This window comes from Streptomyces sp. Ru62 (assembly GCF_002920615.1).
Classification (GTDB): Bacteria; Actinomycetota; Actinomycetes; order Streptomycetales; family Streptomycetaceae; genus Streptomyces.
The window spans coordinates 67,006-85,835 of sequence record NZ_PQSU01000038.1; the positions used below are offsets into that span (position 1 = coordinate 67,006).

The 18,830-nt window shown below is 69.5% G+C and carries 15 protein-coding genes and 2 pseudogenes; 10 read left to right on the forward strand and 7 right to left on the reverse strand.

Translation table 11 applies throughout. From position 1 onward, the window contains the following. Nucleotides 1-339 precede the first annotated feature (339 nt). Complete coding sequence (locus C3492_RS37045; RefSeq protein WP_103816999.1) at nucleotides 340-1,785, reverse strand: aldehyde dehydrogenase family protein; 1,446 nt, start codon at nucleotides 1,783-1,785, stop codon at nucleotides 340-342. 183 nt (nucleotides 1,786-1,968) lie between these two features. Beyond that, nucleotides 1,969-2,117, reverse strand: a pseudogene (locus tag C3492_RS47045) (IS5/IS1182 family transposase); the annotation flags it as partial. Nucleotides 2,118-2,122: 5 nt separating this feature from the next. Here C3492_RS47045 and C3492_RS44965 point away from each other — a divergent pair. After that, nucleotides 2,123-2,272 carry a hypothetical protein gene (locus C3492_RS44965; protein ID WP_181140742.1) on the forward strand — a complete coding sequence of 50 codons (150 nt, stop codon included), beginning with the start codon at nucleotides 2,123-2,125 and terminating at the stop codon, nucleotides 2,270-2,272. A gap of 310 nt (nucleotides 2,273-2,582) precedes the next feature. On the opposite strand, the gene C3492_RS37055 is transcribed toward C3492_RS44965, so the two are convergent. After that, a complete protein-coding gene (locus C3492_RS37055) occupies nucleotides 2,583-3,620 on the reverse strand; it encodes an MBL fold metallo-hydrolase (protein ID WP_103817000.1) in 1,038 nt (345 codons plus the stop codon). Nucleotides 3,621-4,466: 846 nt separating this feature from the next. Between C3492_RS37055 and C3492_RS44970 the strand changes: the two genes are divergently transcribed. The 4 genes and pseudogenes from C3492_RS44970 (at nucleotide 4,467) to mobF (ending at nucleotide 7,827) form a co-directional block, all read left to right on the forward strand. After that, nucleotides 4,467-4,754, forward strand: a complete 288-nt coding sequence (locus C3492_RS44970; RefSeq protein WP_181140743.1) for a hypothetical protein — start codon at nucleotides 4,467-4,469, stop codon at nucleotides 4,752-4,754. Nucleotides 4,755-5,439: 685 nt separating this feature from the next. Then, nucleotides 5,440-6,432: a thioredoxin-disulfide reductase gene (gene trxB, locus C3492_RS37065; protein ID WP_103817001.1), complete on the forward strand. Its 993-nt coding sequence runs from the start codon at nucleotides 5,440-5,442 to the stop codon at nucleotides 6,430-6,432. A 402-nt stretch (nucleotides 6,433-6,834) separates the two neighbouring features. Beyond that, nucleotides 6,835-7,017 (forward strand): hypothetical protein, encoded by a 183-nt coding sequence (locus tag C3492_RS37070; protein ID WP_103817002.1) that lies wholly within the window; start codon nucleotides 6,835-6,837, stop codon nucleotides 7,015-7,017. Nucleotides 7,018-7,030: 13 nt separating this feature from the next. Further along, a pseudogene (gene mobF, locus C3492_RS37080) lies at nucleotides 7,031-7,827 on the forward strand (MobF family relaxase). 203 nt (nucleotides 7,828-8,030) lie between these two features. Here the strand turns inward: mobF and C3492_RS44975 are convergent. From C3492_RS44975 to C3492_RS37095, 3 genes are all read right to left on the reverse strand, one after another. Next, on the reverse strand, nucleotides 8,031-8,474 hold the full coding sequence (locus C3492_RS44975; RefSeq protein WP_181140745.1) for a hypothetical protein: 444 nt from the start codon (nucleotides 8,472-8,474) through the stop codon (nucleotides 8,031-8,033). A gap of 431 nt (nucleotides 8,475-8,905) precedes the next feature. Next, entirely contained in the window at nucleotides 8,906-9,331 is a 426-nt protein-coding gene (locus tag C3492_RS37090; protein WP_103817005.1) for an RICIN domain-containing protein, read from the reverse strand. A 176-nt stretch (nucleotides 9,332-9,507) separates the two neighbouring features. Then, nucleotides 9,508-12,333 carry a BTAD domain-containing putative transcriptional regulator gene (locus C3492_RS37095; protein WP_103817019.1) on the reverse strand — a complete coding sequence of 942 codons (2,826 nt, stop codon included), beginning with the start codon at nucleotides 12,331-12,333 and terminating at the stop codon, nucleotides 9,508-9,510. A 187-nt stretch (nucleotides 12,334-12,520) separates the two neighbouring features. Between C3492_RS37095 and C3492_RS37100 the strand changes: the two genes are divergently transcribed. The 3 genes from C3492_RS37100 to C3492_RS37110 all read left to right on the forward strand — a co-directional run bounded on the left by C3492_RS37100 (nucleotide 12,521) and on the right by C3492_RS37110 (nucleotide 14,505). Next, nucleotides 12,521-13,492 (forward strand): hypothetical protein, encoded by a 972-nt coding sequence (locus tag C3492_RS37100; RefSeq protein WP_258056127.1) that lies wholly within the window; start codon nucleotides 12,521-12,523, stop codon nucleotides 13,490-13,492. A 49-nt stretch (nucleotides 13,493-13,541) separates the two neighbouring features. Then, nucleotides 13,542-13,898: a hypothetical protein gene (locus C3492_RS37105; protein WP_030658765.1), complete on the forward strand. Its 357-nt coding sequence runs from the start codon at nucleotides 13,542-13,544 to the stop codon at nucleotides 13,896-13,898. A gap of 250 nt (nucleotides 13,899-14,148) precedes the next feature. Beyond that, entirely contained in the window at nucleotides 14,149-14,505 is a 357-nt protein-coding gene (locus tag C3492_RS37110) for a nuclear transport factor 2 family protein (RefSeq protein ID WP_103817007.1), read from the forward strand. A gap of 290 nt (nucleotides 14,506-14,795) precedes the next feature. Here the strand turns inward: C3492_RS37110 and C3492_RS46350 are convergent, their stop codons facing one another. Next, a complete protein-coding gene (locus tag C3492_RS46350) occupies nucleotides 14,796-15,122 on the reverse strand; it encodes a DUF6233 domain-containing protein (RefSeq protein ID WP_258056128.1) in 327 nt (108 codons plus the stop codon). 218 nt (nucleotides 15,123-15,340) lie between these two features. Between C3492_RS46350 and C3492_RS37120 the strand changes: the two genes are divergently transcribed. Together C3492_RS37120 and C3492_RS37125 are read left to right on the forward strand one after the other, a co-directional pair. Continuing rightward, nucleotides 15,341-15,751, forward strand: coding sequence for an Imm10 family immunity protein (locus C3492_RS37120; RefSeq protein WP_103817008.1), 411 nt, complete (start codon nucleotides 15,341-15,343; stop codon nucleotides 15,749-15,751). Nucleotides 15,752-16,886: 1,135 nt separating this feature from the next. After that, nucleotides 16,887-18,185: a hypothetical protein gene (locus C3492_RS37125; RefSeq protein ID WP_308461179.1), complete on the forward strand. Its 1,299-nt coding sequence runs from the start codon at nucleotides 16,887-16,889 to the stop codon at nucleotides 18,183-18,185. The last annotated feature ends 645 nt before the right edge of the window (nucleotides 18,186-18,830 follow it).

An 18,830-nucleotide genomic window follows, 5' to 3' on the forward strand; every position in this document is an offset into this window, starting at 1 on the left:
AGACATGGTTGTCGACCTCGTGTGCCATCACTTGGTCCACTGTGGCTCCTTCGGTCCATGGCCCGGATGAGAGGACCACGGGATGCCGAACTGCTCAACCGCATCTGCACAAGGGGCGGCGACGGCGGTTTCGAGCCGGACGCCGGCCTGCCCTCCGCTGCCACGGGCGCCGAGCATGCAGCACGACATCTGATGAACTGGCGCTGCTCGGTCCGCAGAGTTGAACGAGCCGCACAGCGGAGCCACCCACAGTCCTGTCGTACTGCACGGCACTCGTACGCCCCCTCGCACCGTCGTTCCCGGCGAGCGTTCGCCTCGCAGGAGGCTGTGAGCGAACTGCTATATCGCCAGGTCAGTAAGGACCAGCACGCGCTCGTAGGTGTAATCCGCCATGGCGAACTTCACTCCTTCGCGGCCGACACCGGACTGCTTGACCCCGCCGTAGGGCATCTGGTCGGCGCGATAGGAGGGCACGTCGCCGATAACGACTCCGCCGACCTCCAGAGCCCGATGTGCCCGGAAGGCAGCCTGCAGGTCGCGTGTGAACACACCCGTCTGCAGGCCATACTTGGAGTCGTTCACAGCGGCGAATGCCTCGGCCTCACCGGACACCTTGAGGACCGTGAGAACTGGCCCGAAGACCTCCTCGCAGGCCAAGGTCGTGTCTGCTGGCACATCCGCGAGGACCGTAGGCGCGTACGCAGCGCCCTCCCGCTTGCCGCCCGTATACAGCGTGGCCCCGGAACCGACGGCTTCGTCGACCCATGACTCGACGCGGCACGCTGCGTCCTCACTGACCAGCGGACCCACATCAGTTCTGTCATCCGACGGGTCCCCGGTGACCTGAGATTCGACGGCTGCGACGATACGCGGCAACAGCCGGTCGTACACCGCGGCGTCAGCTATCACACGCTGCACAGAGATACAGGACTGTCCGCCCTGGTAGTTGGAGAACGTAGCGATGCGCGCGGCGGCCCGGTCAAGATCCTCGTCGCTCGTGAAGTCGGCCAACACCACGGCAGCACCGTTCCCGCCGAGCTCCAACGTGCAGTGCTTTCTGGGAACGGAGTCCATGATGGCGTACCCGACCCTCTCGGAGCCGGTGAACGAGATAACGGGCAGGCGCTCGTCCTGCACCAGCCCCGGCATCCGGTCATTGGCGACCGGCAGGATGCTCCATGAACCGGCCGGCAGTTCGGTCTCGGCAAGGAGGTCACCGATGATCAGACCCGAGAGCGGAGTATCGGGCGCCGGCTTCAGGATGATCGGGGCGCCGGCCGCGATAGCCGGGGCGACTTTGTGGGCACACTGGTTCAGCGGGAAGTTGAACGGCGTGATCCCCAGCACAACGCCTTTCGGGAAGCGGCGGGTGAGCGCCAGTCGGCCCTGGCCGCCGGCGTCAGTGTCGAGCCGCTGAGCCTCACCGCTATTGAAGCGGCGGGATTCCTCCGCGGCGAACCGGAACACGGACACCGCACGGCCGACCTCTACGCGAGCCCACTTGATCGGCTTTCCGTTCTCCGCAGAGATGAGCTGCGCGATCTCCTCGCTGCGCTCCGTAAGGCGCTTGCTCACGTGGTCGAGCGCGGCGGCACGAACATATGCGGGAGTAGCCGCGAACTCATCGCGAACGGCATACGCCGCCGCCACCGCCTCCTCCACCTGCTCATCGGTGGGCACACTGACCTCTCCGATGAGCTGACCGGTCCAGGGGGAGGTAACAGCCAAGGTCGTCTCACCGCTGGCCGGACGGCCGGCGAGCCAGAAAGCGCGGGTGGAAATCATGTCCGGTCACGGCCCTTTACGTCTGAAGGTGCGCTGACGTTCATCCGCCAGCCGTCACACCGTAGGACCGCCGAGGTGACGGACGACTTGTACGTGGTGTAGCGATCGCATGCACGCGCATGCCCGAAGGTAGCCTTGAGTGCGATCGCCTATCCCCCGACCGGAAACTCGGGTCTGATGCAGGTTCGGGCGACCGCCCGTGACGGTGAAGGGGAGCGGGCGGCCGGCGCCGTCGCAGGCCAAGTGAATCTTGCTAGTCAGGCCGCCTCGGAAACGTCCGAGCGCCGGGTTGCGGAGCCCCCTTTTCGGGCGCCGACGGCATGCTGGTGGGCGTCGGATGATCGTGGAGCCGAGCAACACCGACGACCGCACCCAGTTCATCACCGTGATGGAGGCGATCCGGGCGCCCAGGATGGGTCCGGACCGGCCCCGGGTGCGGCCCTCATACGTCCTGGGCGACAAGGGCTGCCGAAGAAACCGCGGTTGAGGGCAACTCCTCCCACGTCGCCCCGGTATCCCACCCGGATGCGGTGACCGATCTCATCGACCGGGCCGCGACCGAGCAGGTATCCGGCAAGGCAGCTGCTCAGCTGGCCAGTACGGGCGAGTCGTACACGACCATCACAGCCTGGGCGGCTGCTGCCATGACGGCCCTCGGGACAGGACTTCTTGTTCTTGTTGTCCTGCGCGGCAAGCGTGAACGCTCCTGGCGGCTCTCCCGTCTCTTGTCGTGCCGGCAGGCCGAGATGACCGAAGGACGGGCCGCTGCCGACGGGGACCGCGGCCCGTCCTTCGGCTTACACGCCGCGGTAGACGAGCTTTGTGAAGAGGTCCGGACCTATGAGGCCCTTTCCCCACTTCGCGTCGAAGGGCTGGGTGGGCTTGGCCGCAACGGTCTGTTCGACTGTGAGGCCCTGGTGCTTGAGATCGGCGACGCGGTTGCGAATGGAGACAAGCATGTGGCGGTACTGCACCAGATCGGCGCGTTTGCCGATGGGACCGTGCCCGGGCACGACGATTGTGTTCCCACCCACCATTGCGATGTTCTGATTGGCATCCTGAATCATTCCGTCAATGCTGCCTCCGGTCTCCCAGTCGATGAACGGGTAGAGGCCATTCCAGTAGGTGTCACCGGTGAAGAGCACGTTCGCCTTGGTGAAGTATGCGGAGAGGTCACCGTTCGTGTGACCGGGTGGGCTGTAAGGGCGCAGCTGCACCGGCTGGTCACCGGCGCTGAACGTCCTTTCCGAGGCGACGGTCACAGTCGGACGAGCGCTGGGTGGGACAGGTGTGAAGGTGTGCGACCACTCCTCGACCCGGATGGTGCTGCTCAGGTCGCGCAGAGTGTTCGGCGTGGCAATTATTCTTGCCCCGTACTCGTGAGCCCAGCTGTTTCCGCCTGTGTGGTCGAAGTGCCAGTGAGTGTTCACCAGATCTCCGATGTGGGAGACCCCCAGTTTCTTGAGGGTCTTTTCCATCTTCTGGCGAGAGACGGCCACACCGGCGTCCACCATAAAGGCACCATGATCACCCGTCGGCAGCACGCCTATATTGCCGCCCGACCCCTGAAGCGGGTTAACATTTCCCCTCAGCCGGGTGACGGTGATGGGGTCCCGAGCGGCGGCGGCATTGATCACATCGTAGGGATTTTTCTGCTCGTTTTGCGCACTGAGCACGCCGAGGTTTCCCGGTTCGAGCGTGGGCGGCGCAATGATGTCGTAAGCACCGAGTGGGTGGGCGTCATCCGAAGCGAGCGCCGGCGACGCACTGAGTGCGCACGCCGTGACGACCGCGACGGTCACTGCCACCCCAGACGTTTTTGTCTTCCGCTTCATGAGGAGTGCTCCTCTCATGAACCCGGGTGCCCACTCACCGCGCGCCGAGGGCACATCCGAGCAAATATGACCAAAACGTACCCATCACGCTAGCGGCTTGACGCCGGGGCTGCAGCCGACAGGGCGCTCACACCGGGCGAGAGGGGAACCGATGGACTCACCCAGCCCAGGTGGGAGAACAGCGTCGGCCTCATGGTCGGCGGCGGACGGAGCCCGAGCGGTGCACGTGTGGAGGGCCGTCCGATTGCCGCGGCTCTTGGCTTTGACATCGTCAGCCGGTGTCGGCGGCGCGCACACGTCGGACCCCACGTGACCACGGCAATCACCCGGCCCGGCCTGTCGGTTGCGCGGCATGCCCAGACGTCGTCAGCCTCTCAGGCACGCATTCGGAAGGAGCGAGCCTCGACGATGAGTGACCGGGACCTGCCGATGCCCGAAGTGCTTCAGCGAGCCGTTCGGGTCCATCCTGGCGCGCGTCATGCACGCCCGTGTCGGCGGCCAGGCCGAAGCCCCGGCTGGTCGCCGCCGTCTGGGCGCGTCGACAGGATGCGGCGCGGGAGACCGCCGCGCCATCTGGCGCCAAGCGGCCGTCGGTTGCGAGGAGTTGCCCGACCGCTGGGAGGCGGCGGCGTTCGTGACGCAGGCCGAACTCCCTCCTACGTCACGAAGAAACGCAAGGCGCTCCTGCTGGAGAAGCCGCTCGGCACGGACCTGGACGCCCACGGCGGCCCGGCGGGTGGCGGCAGCAGTCGCGGAGGCGGGTGTGATCGCGCAACTGGTTCTTCAAGCGCTACCACCCCGCCACCCGCGCCTTCCTCACGGCTGCCCGCCGTCTCGACGTCTCCTATGTCCGCTCCCCAGTACCTGCACGGCGCTGTCCTGAGCGGCGAGTTCGCCACCAGCTGGCGTCTGGAGCACGGCGCACCGCTGGACCTCGGTCCGCACCTGCTCGACCTGCTGGACGCCGCCGTCGGCCCGCACACCACGGTCCGCGGCACCGGGGACGCCCGCCGATGGTTCGAGCTGACCCGCGAGCACGAGAACGGCGCCGTGACCCAGGCATCGCTGTCCTGCGCCGTGAAGGCGCCCGAAGCCCTGACCCACGTGAACGCTTCGGCCTCCACAACTCGTTGACGTACGAGACCGCGGGCATCGGACCACGAGGAATGCCGGTCGGTTCGTAGCGAGAGTTCGCGGAGTGACCAGCTGACGCTTGCCCGGCACCCTGGACCGGCCCACGGCACATTCCTTCGGCAGCTGCTGGAACGCCATGGCCCGGCGGCTCTGGATGGAGGGGCATGCCCTGGCGGAGGCGTGCCGATCGGCAGGGTGCCGCCCGGTTCCGCCGCGACGCTGGCCGCCGGGACGGATCGCCGGCCAGCCCCGGCAGAGGACCTACCCACTGCGGGCCCGCGCGCCCCACCGCGCCGGACCTCGCTGCCCGGCGGTGTCCGCCTCTCGGACCGTCTCTCGCAAGCTGATGTCGTCGCGCCTCACGAGATGTGCTGCGCCTCGATGCTGAGGGCTTGAGGTGCGACCGTTTGGTCGCGGGCTTAGCGTGAGGACAGGCACCATGGAGGCAGCGGATTCGGTACGTGGGGCTGCCTCTGTCGCAAGAAGGGGCCGTCCGAGCTGCCGGGGCTCGCGAAACCGCAAGGACCCCCCAAGCGGCCTGACAGGCGACGCGAGCAAAATGCGTGAATACGTCTGACCATCACCTATGGAACGTGCATCTCAAACGGCAGGCTGTCCACATTTGACCAGCTCCTTCTCGGCGTGACATACAACGGCCGACACCGCAGGTGAAGAGGGTTCTGACATGGTCGCAGTCAGCGATGTCGTAATCATCGGGTCCGGTCCTTCCGGATACACCGCGGCGATCTACGCTGCTCGGGCGGGCCTGGCCCCCCTCGTGTTCGAGGGTTCCATCTCCGCCGGTGGTTCGCTGATGAACACGACAGACGTCGAGAATTACCCGGGTTTCCCAGAAGGCGTCATAGGCCCCGACCTCATGGACAAGATGCGGCAGCAGGCCGACAGGTTCGGGGCCGAATTCGTCACGGACGATGTCGCCAGTGTTCATCTTGAAGACGATGTGAAGACTGTGCTCGATACGGCAGGCACCCGGTATGCCACCCGCACGGTCATCCTTGCTACTGGCTCACGATACCGGGAGCTTGGGCTGCCGAGCGAAAAACGTCTTTCCGGCAGAGGAGTGAGCTGGTGCGCTACCTGCGACGGCTTCTTCTTCAAGGGCAAAGACGTGGTCGTGGTAGGCGGTGGCGACTCCGCCCTGGAAGAAGCGACCTTCCTCACGAGGTTCGCCAACTCTGTCACGGTCATCCATCGGCGAGACGCCTTTCGGGCATCCAAAATAATGCAAGATCGAGCAAAGCGCGACGAAAAGATCACAGTGCTGTGGAATCGGCAAGTGGTCGACATCGTGGGCGAGGATAAAGTCACCGCCGTCAGGTTGCGAGACTCCGACGGACATGAAGAGGAAGAATGGCCCACCAGCGGCATATTCGTGGCAATCGGACATGAACCGCGGACTGAACTCGTAAGGGGGAAAATAGCGCTTACAAGTGCCGGTTACATAGCGGTGGACGGACGCTCGTCGCGTACGAACGTAGACGGTGTATTTGCCTGCGGCGACGTTGTTGACCACCAGTACCGTCAGGCAATAACCGCAGCAGGGTCTGGCTGCAGCGCCGCATTGGATGCGGAACGCTATCTGGACGCTCTCAAAGACTGCCAGAGCTGTGAGGAAGCTCGAGTGGAAGCAATGGCCGTCGCAGAACTCGTACATTAGCGATGTCGACGTACCGTCCGTTTCATGACAATGGTTGGCTCAGAGTCCCCGGATGTCCAATGCCCGGTGACGCCCGGAGAGCGATGACATTCGCTTCCGGCCCGGGGCCGCTCCCCGCCTGGCGGACACCTGAGAAGAAAGTCGGGCCGCTGCTCCCGCCTGGCGGGACGCATCGCTGATCGGCCTTTTCTGGCAGGTCAGGGCCGTGTGACGTGGTCTGCATGACAGCAGATATCAGGGTCATCCGGGCCGGTCAGATGTACCGCTACTACTCGCGCGAGACCGTGGTCGGCGACGGCAAACGCCCGGCACGCACGCCGCTGCGGGAGGCTCAGGAGCAAGCCGGTGTCCCGGCCGGGCGATGGATGGGCCGCGGCCTGGCCGTGCTCGGGCTGACGCCGGGTGAGGAGGTCGGGCCGCCACCCGTACGCGGACCGGATCGAGGCCGACCTGCTCGCCAAGGGCGAGTCCTCGAAGAAGGCGTTCAAGGCCGGCGCCCTCGGCCGCAGGGTCACTGTCACCGGCGTCGACTTCGTCTTCCGGGCCCCAGCCGACGATCTACCTGTTGTGGGCGCTGGGGGATGAGGAGACCCGGCGGGTGATCGAGGCCGCGCACGAGCGCGCGATCGAGCGGGTGCTGGAGTGGATCGAGGACGAGGTGGCGGTGATCCGGTACGGCAGGACGGCATCTACCGGGTTCGGCCGCCCGGCGGGCTGGTCGCCGCCCGCTTCCGCCACTACGAGGCACGCTCCGGGAGACCCTTGCTCCATGACCATCTGCTTCTATCCGTGAAGGGGCAGCGCCTGGACGGGAAGTGGGGCTCGATCCACACCACGGCCCTGCACGAGAACACCGTCGCCGCCTCCGCGCTCTACAACGAGATCGTGGCAGCTGAGGTCTGCGAGACTCTGGGGCTGGCGACCGAGCCGCGCACCGTCACCCCGGGGCGCCGGCCTGTGACGGAGATGGCCGGGGTGCCGCACGAGCTGATCCGCTGGACCTCCCGGCGCGGCGACCAGATCGCCGCCTGCCTGGCAGAGCTGGAGCACGAGTACGTCACCGCCGTCGATGACGACGGCGAGCCGAAGTTCCTGCCCGTCATCTCCGAGCGGGCCCGCGCCAAGCTGAACCAGATCGCCGCTCGCAAGACCCGCCCGCCCAAGCGGAAGACCCAGCCGCTCGCGCGACTGCGCGCGTGGTGGAAGGCGAGCGCGATCCTCACCTCCGGGGTGGCCGTCGACATCATCAACTCCCTCCTCGAAGCACGCCCGCGCCGCGGCTGCCGCGATCCGGCCCCGGGTCACCGCCGTGGTCGACATAGCGCTGGCGGCCGTAGACATCACCCCGACCGTGTTCGTGATGAACGACGGCGGCCGCTTCCTGTTTCTCCTTGACCTCAGCTCGGGTCAAGGAGAAGCGCACCACCTCCACCCGGGTCCACTCCACCGCACCGCGTCCACCCGGTGCGCCACACCCGCGCGCCGGCCGCACCGGTGCGCACACCGCCCACCGAGTGGGGGCGCACCGGATGGACTCGGTACGCACTGGATGGGCGCACCACCGCACCGGTGCGCTCCCACCCGGTGCGGTGGTGGGGTCAGCGGTGCGCATCGGGTGCGGAGTGCACCGCGTGCGCCAGCACCAGGCGCTCGTCGCGCATCGCCTCCAGGGTGTCGGCGGTGTCCACATGGTCGGGGTCCGGGATGACGTCCGCCGTGAACCGGATGATGCTGCGGGTGATGCCCAGCACTGCCGTGGTGGGGGAGTCCCGCACCCAGTCCCGCAGCGCGGACAGCAGCACGCACCCGACCTCGTCCAGCGCGAAGGAGTCCGCGCACAGGTCGCTCTCCCCGTCCACGGCCGTGACGGGCCAAATGATGTCCTCGGCCAGCCGCAGCAGGACGAACGCCAGCTCCGGGGTGGCTTCCGTCCGCCCTGCGGCATAGGCGCCGCCGCCCGTCTGCAGCGCCAGAAGGTAGTCGAATCCCCGCTCCACCTGCTCGGGCGTCAGCTGTGTACGGGGTGGGATCAGGTACGGCATCACGCTCTCCTCACGATGGTCGCCGTGCGACTCACGGCGTCGTTCCTGCATGGTCGGCGGGCTGGCCTGTGGACAGAGGACGGAGAACTCTCCCTCCCGAACCGAAACGGACGAATCAGGTCTGCAAGGACCAAACCCGGCCCCCTTGTCCAGCGTGGTCGGCCTGACCACGAGCCCGACCACGACCTGGGCGATCAGCTCGTCGCGCCAGCGGCGGACGGTCGGCTCGGACACACTGTTGCCGCCTGCTATGTCGGCCAGGCGCTGGTCGTGACGCAGCACGGCCAGGACGATCAACGCGCTCTTCCCGGGTGGAAGGATCCGCCACCGGGGACCGGATCACTTTCGTGAGACGACGCGCGGGGACCTGCGGAGCCTCCTCCTCTCCCTGGGTGCTGTTACAAAGGCCAGGGAGAGGAGCAGTTCGCGGGTCAGCCGAGGCGGAACTGCTGATGATGTCCGTCGCCGCCGGGCCACTGCACGAGAGCGGTGCCGCTGTCGGTGCACTCGCCGTTGACGGACAGGTACTGGCCACTGTGGCGGTTCTGCAGGGCGAAGTAGCCGTTGTCCTTCTGGACCAGGCGCCACTCCTGGTGCGGACCGGTCACATGGCCCCACTGGATGACCTTCCCACCGTTGGCGGTGCTCTCGCCCTCCACGCACAGGGCCTTGCCGCTGTGCACGGCGCGCACCACGTAGTAGCCGCCGGTCGTCGCCTCCAGGTTCCACTTCTGGTGGTCGCCACCCTGGAACGGCCACTGGATGACAGCGGTGCCGTCGTCCTTCTTCTCCCCGTTGACCGACACTGCCTTCTCACTGTGCCGGGCGATCAGCGCGGCAGTGAACACAGCGGACATTGGACTCGCTTCCTCTCACAGACTGCCCTCTGGAGCGGCAGACCCGAGCTGACTGGAACATCAGCGATCCTGACGTCACCGAGGTACGCCAGCCCTCCGGAAGAAGTCCCGCCGGAGCCGCGGATCCGCCTCGGCGGCCCCAAGGGCGGGCGCGCCGGCGCGTAGTCGGCCCCGGGTCACCGCGTGCCGGCGCCGCCCGTGTCGAGTGCGGCGAGCAGCGCCTGGGTCTGCTCCAGACGCGACGGGTGGACCTCCATGTCCCGGTAGACGTCGAGGGCCTGTTCCAGGGCCTGTCTCGCGGCGTTCCGGTCGCCCATGGCCTGGTGCACCTCTCCCAGGTGCACCAGGGCTTCCGCTTCGTTGAAGCGGTGCCCCAGGGCCCGGTGGAGTTCCAGGCCGCGCCGGTGGCACGCGAGGGCCTGGGAGTGCTCTCCGAGTTGCTGGTAGGCGGTGCCGAGGGTATCGAGGGTGTCGGACTGGCCCCGCAGGTCGCCGAGTTCCCTCTGGATCGCCATGGCCTGTTCGCAATGGGTGACGGCGTCTCGGTGGTCGCCCTGCTGCACGTGGTCCCACGCCACGGCGTTCAGGGCGCGCGCCAGTCCGGCCCGGTGGCCGAGTCGCGTGAACAGGCGGACGGCCTGTTGGTCGTGGTGCAACGCCGCCGGCCGGTCTCCCGTGTGCTCGTGGAGCCAGCCGAGGCCCAGGTGGGTGTGGGCCTCGGACAGCGCCTGATCGCTGTCCCGGGCCAGGGCCAGAGCCCGGGTCAGCCAGCTGTGCGCCCCGTCGTGGTCGCCGGCCTCGGTGCGCTCCCAGGCCAGTGCGCGGTGGGACTCGGTCTGGGCGGCCGCGTCACCGAGCCGGGCCGCGGCCGCCAGCGCCGTGGTGTGGACGGTCGCGACGTCGCTCCACTGTCCGCGCCGGGTCAGGAAGGTCGTCAGGGCCCAGGCCAGTTGCCAGGCGTGGGTGTCGTGGCCGTGCCGCGCGGCCTGGTGCACGGCGGCGACGAGCGCCGTGTGCTCCTGGGCGAACCACGACATCGCCTCATCGTGGGTGGTGAGGTCCTGCGGACGCACGCCGTCGACGGCCGGTGCCGGGCGGATGGGATCCCGGTGCGGGTGCAGCAGCCGGTCGGCCGACCAGGCGGTGTGCAGATAGTGGTCGAGGAGACGGACGCGGGCCGCCCGGCCCTCCGCGCCGTCGACGGAGTCGGCGACTTCGAGGGCGTAGGTGCGCAGCAGGTCATGGCTGTGGAATCGGCCGGGGACGTGCTCGTGAAGGAGGTGGGCGGCGCGGAGCCGGTCCAGCGCCGTGCGCGTCCGGGCCGGGGACAGGCCCGTGAGGCTGCCGGCGGCGGGGTGGGCGAGGTCGGTACCGGGGGCCTGCACGAGCTGGCGGAACACCCGGGCGGTCTCCGGGTCGAGGGCGCGGTAGGAGGAGGCGAGGACCGTGCGCACGTCGGTGGCGCTCTCACCGGTGCCCAGGGCGTCGAGGCGGGTGCTGCTCTCGCGCAGCTCCTCGGTCAGGGCGGTCAGGGTGCACACCGGGTTGGTCGTGATCCGCGCGGCCAGGACGCTCAGTGCGAGGGGCAGCCCGGCGCACTGGTCCACCAGGGCGGTGGCGGCGTCGGGTTCCGCAGCGACTCGTTCTGCGCCCAGCCGGCCCGCCAGAAGCTCGCGTGCCGTGGTGGAGTCGAACCCGTTGACCGTCAGATGGGTGACCTGGTGGGAGACGGTCAGCCCGGTGAGCTGGTCGCGGCTGGTGATCACGACCGTGCAGGTGGGCGTGCCCGGCAAAAGTGGCAGGATCTGCTGGGTGTCACGGGAGTTGTCCAGGACCACGAGCATGTGCCGGTCGGCCAGGAGACTGCGGTACAGGGCTGCCTGGGCGTCGGCGGCGGCCGGTATCCGCCCGGGGTCGACGCCGAGGGTGTCGAGGAATCCGCGGATCACCATGAACGGGTCGGCCGGTTCACCCGACGGCGTGAACCCACGGAGATCCGCGAAGAGCTGCCCGTCGGGAAAGTGCTGGTTCCGGCTGTGGGCCCAGCGCAGCGCGAGCCAGGTCTTGCCGACCCCGCCGGTGCCGCAGATCACCGCCAGCGGCATGGTGGTGCGGGGCTCGGCCTGGGACGCGAGCAACTTGTCCAGGACGGCGAGTTCCGTGTCGCGGCCGACGAAGTGCGCTGGCGGAGCGAGTAGTTGGCGGGGTACCGGTGACGTCGTCGCCGCGCCCGCCGACAGCCGCTCCGTAGCCGCCTCGTGAAGCGCAAGCGCCGGGTCGTTGGCCAGGATCTGCTGGTGAAGACCGCGCAGAGGCGGTCCCGGGTCGGCCCCCAGCTCATGCGCCAGGCGCCGGCGGATGTCCTCGTAGCAGGAGAGGGCGTCGGCGGCGCGCCCGGCTCGGTACAGGGCGAGCATGAGGTGACCGGCCAGTCGTTCGTCCAGTGGGTGCTCACCGGCGAGCGCGCTGAGCTCGGGCAGCAGTTCACCGTGGTGCCCGGTGCGTAATCGGAGGTCGGTGCAGTGCAGTCGCGCCGAGAACCGCTCCCGCTCCAGTGCCTGGCGCAGGTCGCAGAACCACGGGACGTCCACGGCGGCGAACGGTTCGCCCCGCCACAGTCCGAGCGCCTGTCGCATCAGGGACGCCGCCTGCGTGTCATCGGCCGTCCGGGCACGCGCGACCAGGTCCCGGAACAGGTGCAGATCCACGGACAGCGGGCTCGCTTCGAGCACATAGCCCCCGGGGCGCCGGGCGATGACCACCTCCGGGGCCTGCGCCAGCGCCTGGCGCAGCCGGGACAGGTACCCGTACAGCGTTCCCCTGACCCGCTGCGGCGGCCGGTCGCCCCACACCCGGTCGACGAGCGCGTCCACCGACACCGCCTTGTTGACGTCCAGGAGCAGAGCGGCCAGCACGCACCGCTGCCGCATGTGCCCCACGTCCGCGGGACGGCCGTCCAGACGCGCCTCGATCGTGCCGAGCAGGCTGAACTCCACCACCATCCGATCCCCCTTCTCGCCGTTCACGTCCATCACTTGGCGACCGCACTCACCAGGCGATTCAAGGTCTACCCAAGGTTCGTCCCCAGTCAGACCCGCAGGGTGGAACCGACGAAAGGGCCGGCGTGGCCCGACGGGTGTACGGCCTCGCCGGTGCCCACGGCCGTCCGGAGAGGACAGGGGGAGCGCGATGCGACGTATCGGCCGGGCGGTGGGAGCCGCCGTACTCCTCGTGTGCTGTGCCGGGGGATGCAGTACACAGCCGGGGGCGGGGAGCGCGGAGCCGGGGGCGGACGGCACGGGACCGTCCCTGGCTCCGCTGCCCGCGAACCAACCGCGCGACAGCCTTCCGCTGGACGCCTACGTGCCCTCCCCCGAAGAGCAGGCCCGGTCCGACCGCGCCCAGGTGGCGCTGGAACGGGCCTGCCTGGCCCGCTACGGACTGCGCTGGGACGGGCCGGGCGAGACCGCTCTGGAGACCGGCCGGCGGATGGCCCTGTCACGGCAGGCGGCCCGATGGGGCACGGTGGACCTGCGGCAGGCGGCGCGGTACGGGTACCACGCACCGCCCTGGAGCACGTACAACCCCCAGGTGGGTGCGCTGCTGGACCAGCACGCCGATCTCCCTGCCGATGTGGAGAAGGTGCTCTACGGCCTGGTGGGGACGTTCGGGGACAAGGCCGTTCCGCAGAACGGATGCCGGGCCGAGGCGGCCGCGCGGCTCCTGCGTGGTGCTCCCCGTGCGGACCGCAACCTTCCTGACTGGCTGGGGCGACAGGCGGCCGACGCGAGCGCCGAGGATCCCCGGCTGTCGACGGTCTTGGGTGCGTGGCGCGCCTGCATGACCCGCGCCGGCCACCCGTACGCCTCGCCGCACGCCGCCGCGCACGATCCCCGCTGGAAACGGGTCCGGACTCCCACCGAGAAAGAGCTCACGGTGGCCGTGGCGGACGTCCGGTGCCAGAACGAGGTGCGCTACCTGCCCGCCCTGGTGGACGTCACCTCCCGCCACCAGCGCGAGCTGATGAGCCGTTACACCACTGAACTCGGCCGGCTGAAGCGCCTGAAGGACGTACGGGCGCGCAACGTCGCCGAAGCGCTCGCCGCTCAGCCGTCCGGCACCGCGTCCTCGCAGGAGGGCGACCGGGACGGATCCGGGTGAGAGCGAGCCGACCGTCAGCACGATCCGCGATACGAGAGAGGACATCGACATGCGACGCATGATCACCACTGTGCTGGGCGCCCTGGCCCTCACCGCGACATCCGTCGGTCTGTGGGCGGCGCCGGCCAGCGCGAGCGACGTCTACCAGGGAAGCGACTGGGCGACCCACGCCTACGACGGAACGTGGTTCGACTACTGCGACGGCGAGGACGACAACCACTCCGTGTGGGGCGGCTACTACACCACCGCCTCCAGCGCCTACCAGACGTCCAGCCCGGTGAACGGGTACTGCGGCACCGAGTTCGTCAGCGGGGTGCTGACCAACCTGAGGATGGTCGAGGACAACCCGTCCAGCAGCACCAACTACTACGGCGCCTGGCACGGCTACCCGGTCGCCGGCAACTGACCGCTGCGGCTCTTTGCGGAAGCATCCCGGCGGCGGGCCCGTCGAAGGCCCGCCGCCGGGCCCGGCCGTCCCTGCCGCGGCCCGGCAACGGGCAACGAGTGTGTGCTGCGGACCCCGTTGGGGGTCCGCAGCACACGGCGGGGACGGGGGCCGAGGGAACGGCGTCCTGGCCGAACAGACAGACACGCGAGCGGCGTGATCTTACGGTTCATCTCGCAGGCTGTCCCCGCCAGGAGCAGAGGAGAACACGATGGAGGCGCAAGCGGCCCCCTCCCACCACGTCGTGCAGCGGTACTTCCAGATGTGGAACACGGGCGACACCTCGATCGCTTCGGAAGTGCTGAGCCCGGACTGGACCGACCATGCACACCCAGAGGTGACCGGGCCCACCGATGTTCAACGCGCCGTCACGCAGACCCACGCCAGCCGACCAGGACTCCGGTTCCACATCGACACGATCCTCGGCACCGACGATTTGCTGTCAGTGGTCGGCGGTGTCGGCCACGAAAGTCGCCCAGGCACGATCGACAGCCATCTCATCTGGCTGATCCGGCTCCTCGACGGTCAGATGGCCGAGATGTGGACATACCGCCGGAACACTCCCTGACGCTGCTGATCCACAACTCTTGACGATTGCTCGGCGGCGACGGAAGCGGTGCAGCACCCGGGAAGGTCCCGAGAACTCGTAGGCGCGCGGGAATGTTCGCGGGGCAGGTGTGGTTGAACGGGGCGTGATGGTGAAGGGAACAGTGTCCCCGGGCCTCATCTATTGCATGCGAGGACGATCGTTCGGCTGAAGCCTCGCATTGCCTTTCGCCGCGTAGGCGACCGCCCTTCACGATCACACCCCTTTGCGGGTTCAGCCCCGGCCAGCACGCTGGCCGGGGCGCTCTCGTCTCAGCCAATGCCGAGGCCGAGGGCTGTGTCGGGTCGGCAGTGCACGCAGGGCGGCACCCCGTTCCGGAGCGCGTCGAGGGCCTGCTCGCGCGTGGCGGGCCGGCAGCGGCCGCTCTTCTTCGCGGCCCAGCAGCCGCCGACGTGGACGGCGTCGACGTTGTCCCGTTTGAGGCCGTACTGGATCAGCCAGTCCGCAGGGGCCGGCCGCATCCGCTCACCCTGGCGCCGCTCCGCCTCCCGCCGCTCCTCCTCGGCGATCCAGCGGTCGATGAGCCCCAGCTGCCGGACGGCCTGCTGCTCGACGACCCGCCGGGCGAAACGCAGCACGTCCAGACGCGAGAGCGGCTGCTCACCGACACCGCCCGCGCCGACAGCTCCCTGCGCGCCGAAGTGGCCGCGCTCAAGCAGCCCCGGCTGTGGCTGGTCTACCTGGTCTTCTTTGGGGGGATCCCGCAGTCCACGTCGGAGGCCGTCGCTGAGTGGAGGGGCGCCGATGCTCCGACCCGGTGTCCTGCGTCGGCCGAACGCGCTGATAGAACCCGGCCATGACATACCGATTCACCGCTCGTGTTGCCACAACGGAGATCGACCCTGACGGCTACTTCACCGAAGCTGCTCTTGCTGAAGAAGCGGACGGAAGCGGATTCATCTTGATGTTCATGGCGGGCGAGGACGACCCAGATGAACAGGAGGTCGCCATGGGCATGGACACGCACTGCCTGGTCACAGCCGGACAGGGCACCGCCTATGGCTGCGTACGCGAAGCCGTTCTGACGGGCAAGGTCCTCCGTGTCTCGCTCGACCCCGACGCACTGGAAAACCTGCGGTTGAGCGATAGCGAGGTCGAGGCCGTCATCGATGCACCCGACGAGGATGTCGTTCAGTTCCGTAAAGTCCTCGCCCAGGTGCTCGCCTACGGACGTGCGGACGCTTTGCCCGTTCGTGTAGCCGTCTGAGCCGGTCATCGGACCGAGTTCGAGTGGGGAATTACGTGGAGCCGACGGCGCGATCCGTGGGGAATTGCATGACTGTCGACAGCCCGGTGGCCGTGCGGTGCCGTGCCCGGAGGCCGCCCGTTGCCCGGCCCGGCCGCCCCGCCGTCCGCGCCCGCCGTCGTACTTCCCGTGCCTGCCGTCGTGCCGTCCTGTCGCCGCGCGGCGACGCCGCGCACCCGGTCGTCGTGCCCGCGTCCCGCACCCGGCCCCGCCCGGGCCGCAGTGTCACCGCTGCGCTGTGCCGGCCCGCGCGCCCCGTCCCGCCGGGCTGGGCCTGCGTCCGGCTGCCCGCGCCGAGTTGCTGCTCGTCGTGCGCCCTGTGCGCGGTCCCGGCCCGGCTGCCCGGCGGGGCCGTCCGGTTGTCTCGGTCAAGCTGGGTCTTGTCCGAGGTCTGGTGCCGGGGTGTTCGGGGTGAGGCGGCCAGCTGACGCAGGCCCGTAGCTGCCGGCAGCGGCCTGAACCTTCTTGCTGGCCCGCGCCGGTCCCGCCCCGGTGGTGATCCCGCGCCAGGGTATGCACCTCGCCAGCTTCCGGGCTGGTTGGGGCGTACGGCAGCCCTGGGGCCCGCGCCCGCCCGGCCTTCTTCTCGCCGGTACCCGCGTTCCGGGCGCAGGCGGGGGTGGTGTATTGGGTGGGAAGACGTCCGTTCAGGGCGGTGCAGGGTGCTTGCCGAGACGGGTACACCCCGGGAGGCGTTCGGGCGTGCGAGGGAGTGGAAGGTGGGCCGCCCCTTCGCCGCCCGCAGTCGGCCGCGCAGCCGCGCGAGCTCCACAGGCTCGGCCGGGCGGCGGCCTCATCCGCGGCGGCGTGCTACCTGTCACCAGTGGCAAGCGAAGCAGGGGCGGTGTCGCCGCGTTCGGTTTTTGGTGGGCAGGGTGCCGGGCGGCGGCCCTGGGCATTCACGGGCCCTATTTCGCGCGCCTTGCGCGAGCCCCGGTCCCTACGATCACCTGGTACGGCTGTTGGAGGGGCGGGGATGGTTGAGGACATTGGGGACGGGAAGCGGCAGCGATGCGGCTCGCGGGAGGCGCGCCGCTTCACAGCACGCTTGATGTCGCCGACCCCGCTGACTGGCTTGCGCTGGACGCAGGAGTGCGTGAGGTGGCCTGGCACCGCCCGCAGTTCCTGCCGGGGTGGAGCACTCCGCCCACTGTCCGCCGACCTGACTCAGCTCGGCGAGTCCCGGCTCGCACTTGCCGTCTGCCACCGTGACGGGCGGATCCGTCAGGAGGCGCTGCGCCAGTCGATCCGGTACCCCGGTCTGCTGCCGTTGGTCGTGATCCGCTGCGCCGATTGGGTCGCCCCAGTACGCGAGCACGCCCGGCAGTTGCTGCGCGAGGCCCTGAACGTGGACTTGGCCCTCGACCTCGCGCCGCTCATCCTCCGTGTCGGCCGCCGTGACACAGGTGCCTTCGGCGTCGATGTGCTAGGCCAGATCCTGCGCCAGGCATCGCGCGGGCGGCTCGCTGTTCTCTTCGCTGACCCCGACCGCATCGTCCGGCGGTTTGCGTACCGGCTGGCCACCGAGGGCCGACTGCTCCGTCCTGCTGAGCTGGCCCGCGCGGCCGCCTGGGACCAGGACACCGTGGTCCAGGACCTGTGTGCCACAGCGGCGCTCACGGCTTTGGGGGACGAGGATGCCTACGAGGGTGTGCTGCCTTTACTGCTGTCCGCACGCAACCCGCGTGTCCGTTCGGCCGGCGTCACCGCGCTGAGACGGGCCGGGCGGTCAGAGCAGGCGGAAACGTTTCTCAGCGACCGTTCCGCGCTCGTGCGTGCCTGTGCCCGGTATGTCATACGACAGCAGGGGGGTGACCCGGCGGCCTGGTACCGGGAGCGGTGCACGGCACCAGACGACCCGGAGTTGCCGCCCGGTGCGGTCATCGGGCTGGCCGAGTGCGGGAACCGCGCGGACGCCGAGCTGCTGCGGCCGCTGCTCGTGCACCCGGCGGCCGGGGTGCGGGCGCGAGCGGTGGCAGGGCTGCGGGCGCTGGACTGCGCGGATGCGAAGCAGTTGCGGCCGCTCCTCGACGACCCTGCCCCGGGAGTCGTCCGCGAGACCGCCACCGCCCTGCTGCCCTCGGCCAGGGAACTGCCCGCCGACTGGCTACTGGAGCGCACCAGCTCCGAGCGGCCGCGGCACGTCCGCGTCGGCGCGTTCCGGCTGCTCGACGCGCGCGGCGGCATCGTGGCGCTACGGGCGGCAGTCGGTCTGTTCGAGGACCCGGATGCGAAGCTGCGCACCTGGGCCGCGCAATCAGTGGAGCGCTGGCATCCGTCCCCGGACGGCCGGCGCGGTGACGCGGAGGTGGGTGAACTGCTCGACCGGAGCCGACACCTCTTCAGCGACCACATGCTGCGCCGGCTCAAGTGGGAAGCCGGGGTGGACAGCTGAACTGCACCGCGGTCCAGAACTGCGCTCAGCACTCGCCAGCCGGTGGCCCTGGTGACAGCCGCCTGCCTTGGTGACAACTATCGTGCTTTGGCTCAGCTGAGCGGCCGGTGCCCGTCGGCTGCCTCGGCGCTTACCAGCGTATTCCGCGCTGCGCCGTCTGCGCCCGGCCGTCCTGCGCCCGGGTCCGCCGCCGTACTCCCGGCGCCTCCGCGGCGCCCCGCCCGCCGCCCGCACTGCCCCCGCCGTTCTGCGGTCGTGCGGCACCGTGCCCGGAGGCCGCCTCGCGCCGTCCGACCGTGGTGGCGCCTCCGCGCCCCTGGCCGTCCGCGTCCGGCCTCCGTCCGCCCGTCGGCGGTTCACCGTCCCGCCCACCGTGCCGCGCCGGTCACCTGGCCGTCCGAGGCCTGCGCCGAGCTGCGCAGCGTTCTGGCGCCCCGGCCGTGCCCGGCCGTTCCGGCCGCCCGTCGCCTGCCGGCCGTCCCGGAGGCCGGGCCGCCTGTCGTCCCCTGTGCTGCGACCACGCCCCGCCGCCCCACCCGCGTCGGCCGCGCCGTCCCGTCCGGCCGCCCGCGCCGCGCCGCCGTCACGCTTCCTTCCGGTCGCCCTCGACAAGTCCGGCGGCCACCACCTGCGCCGCCCGCCGTC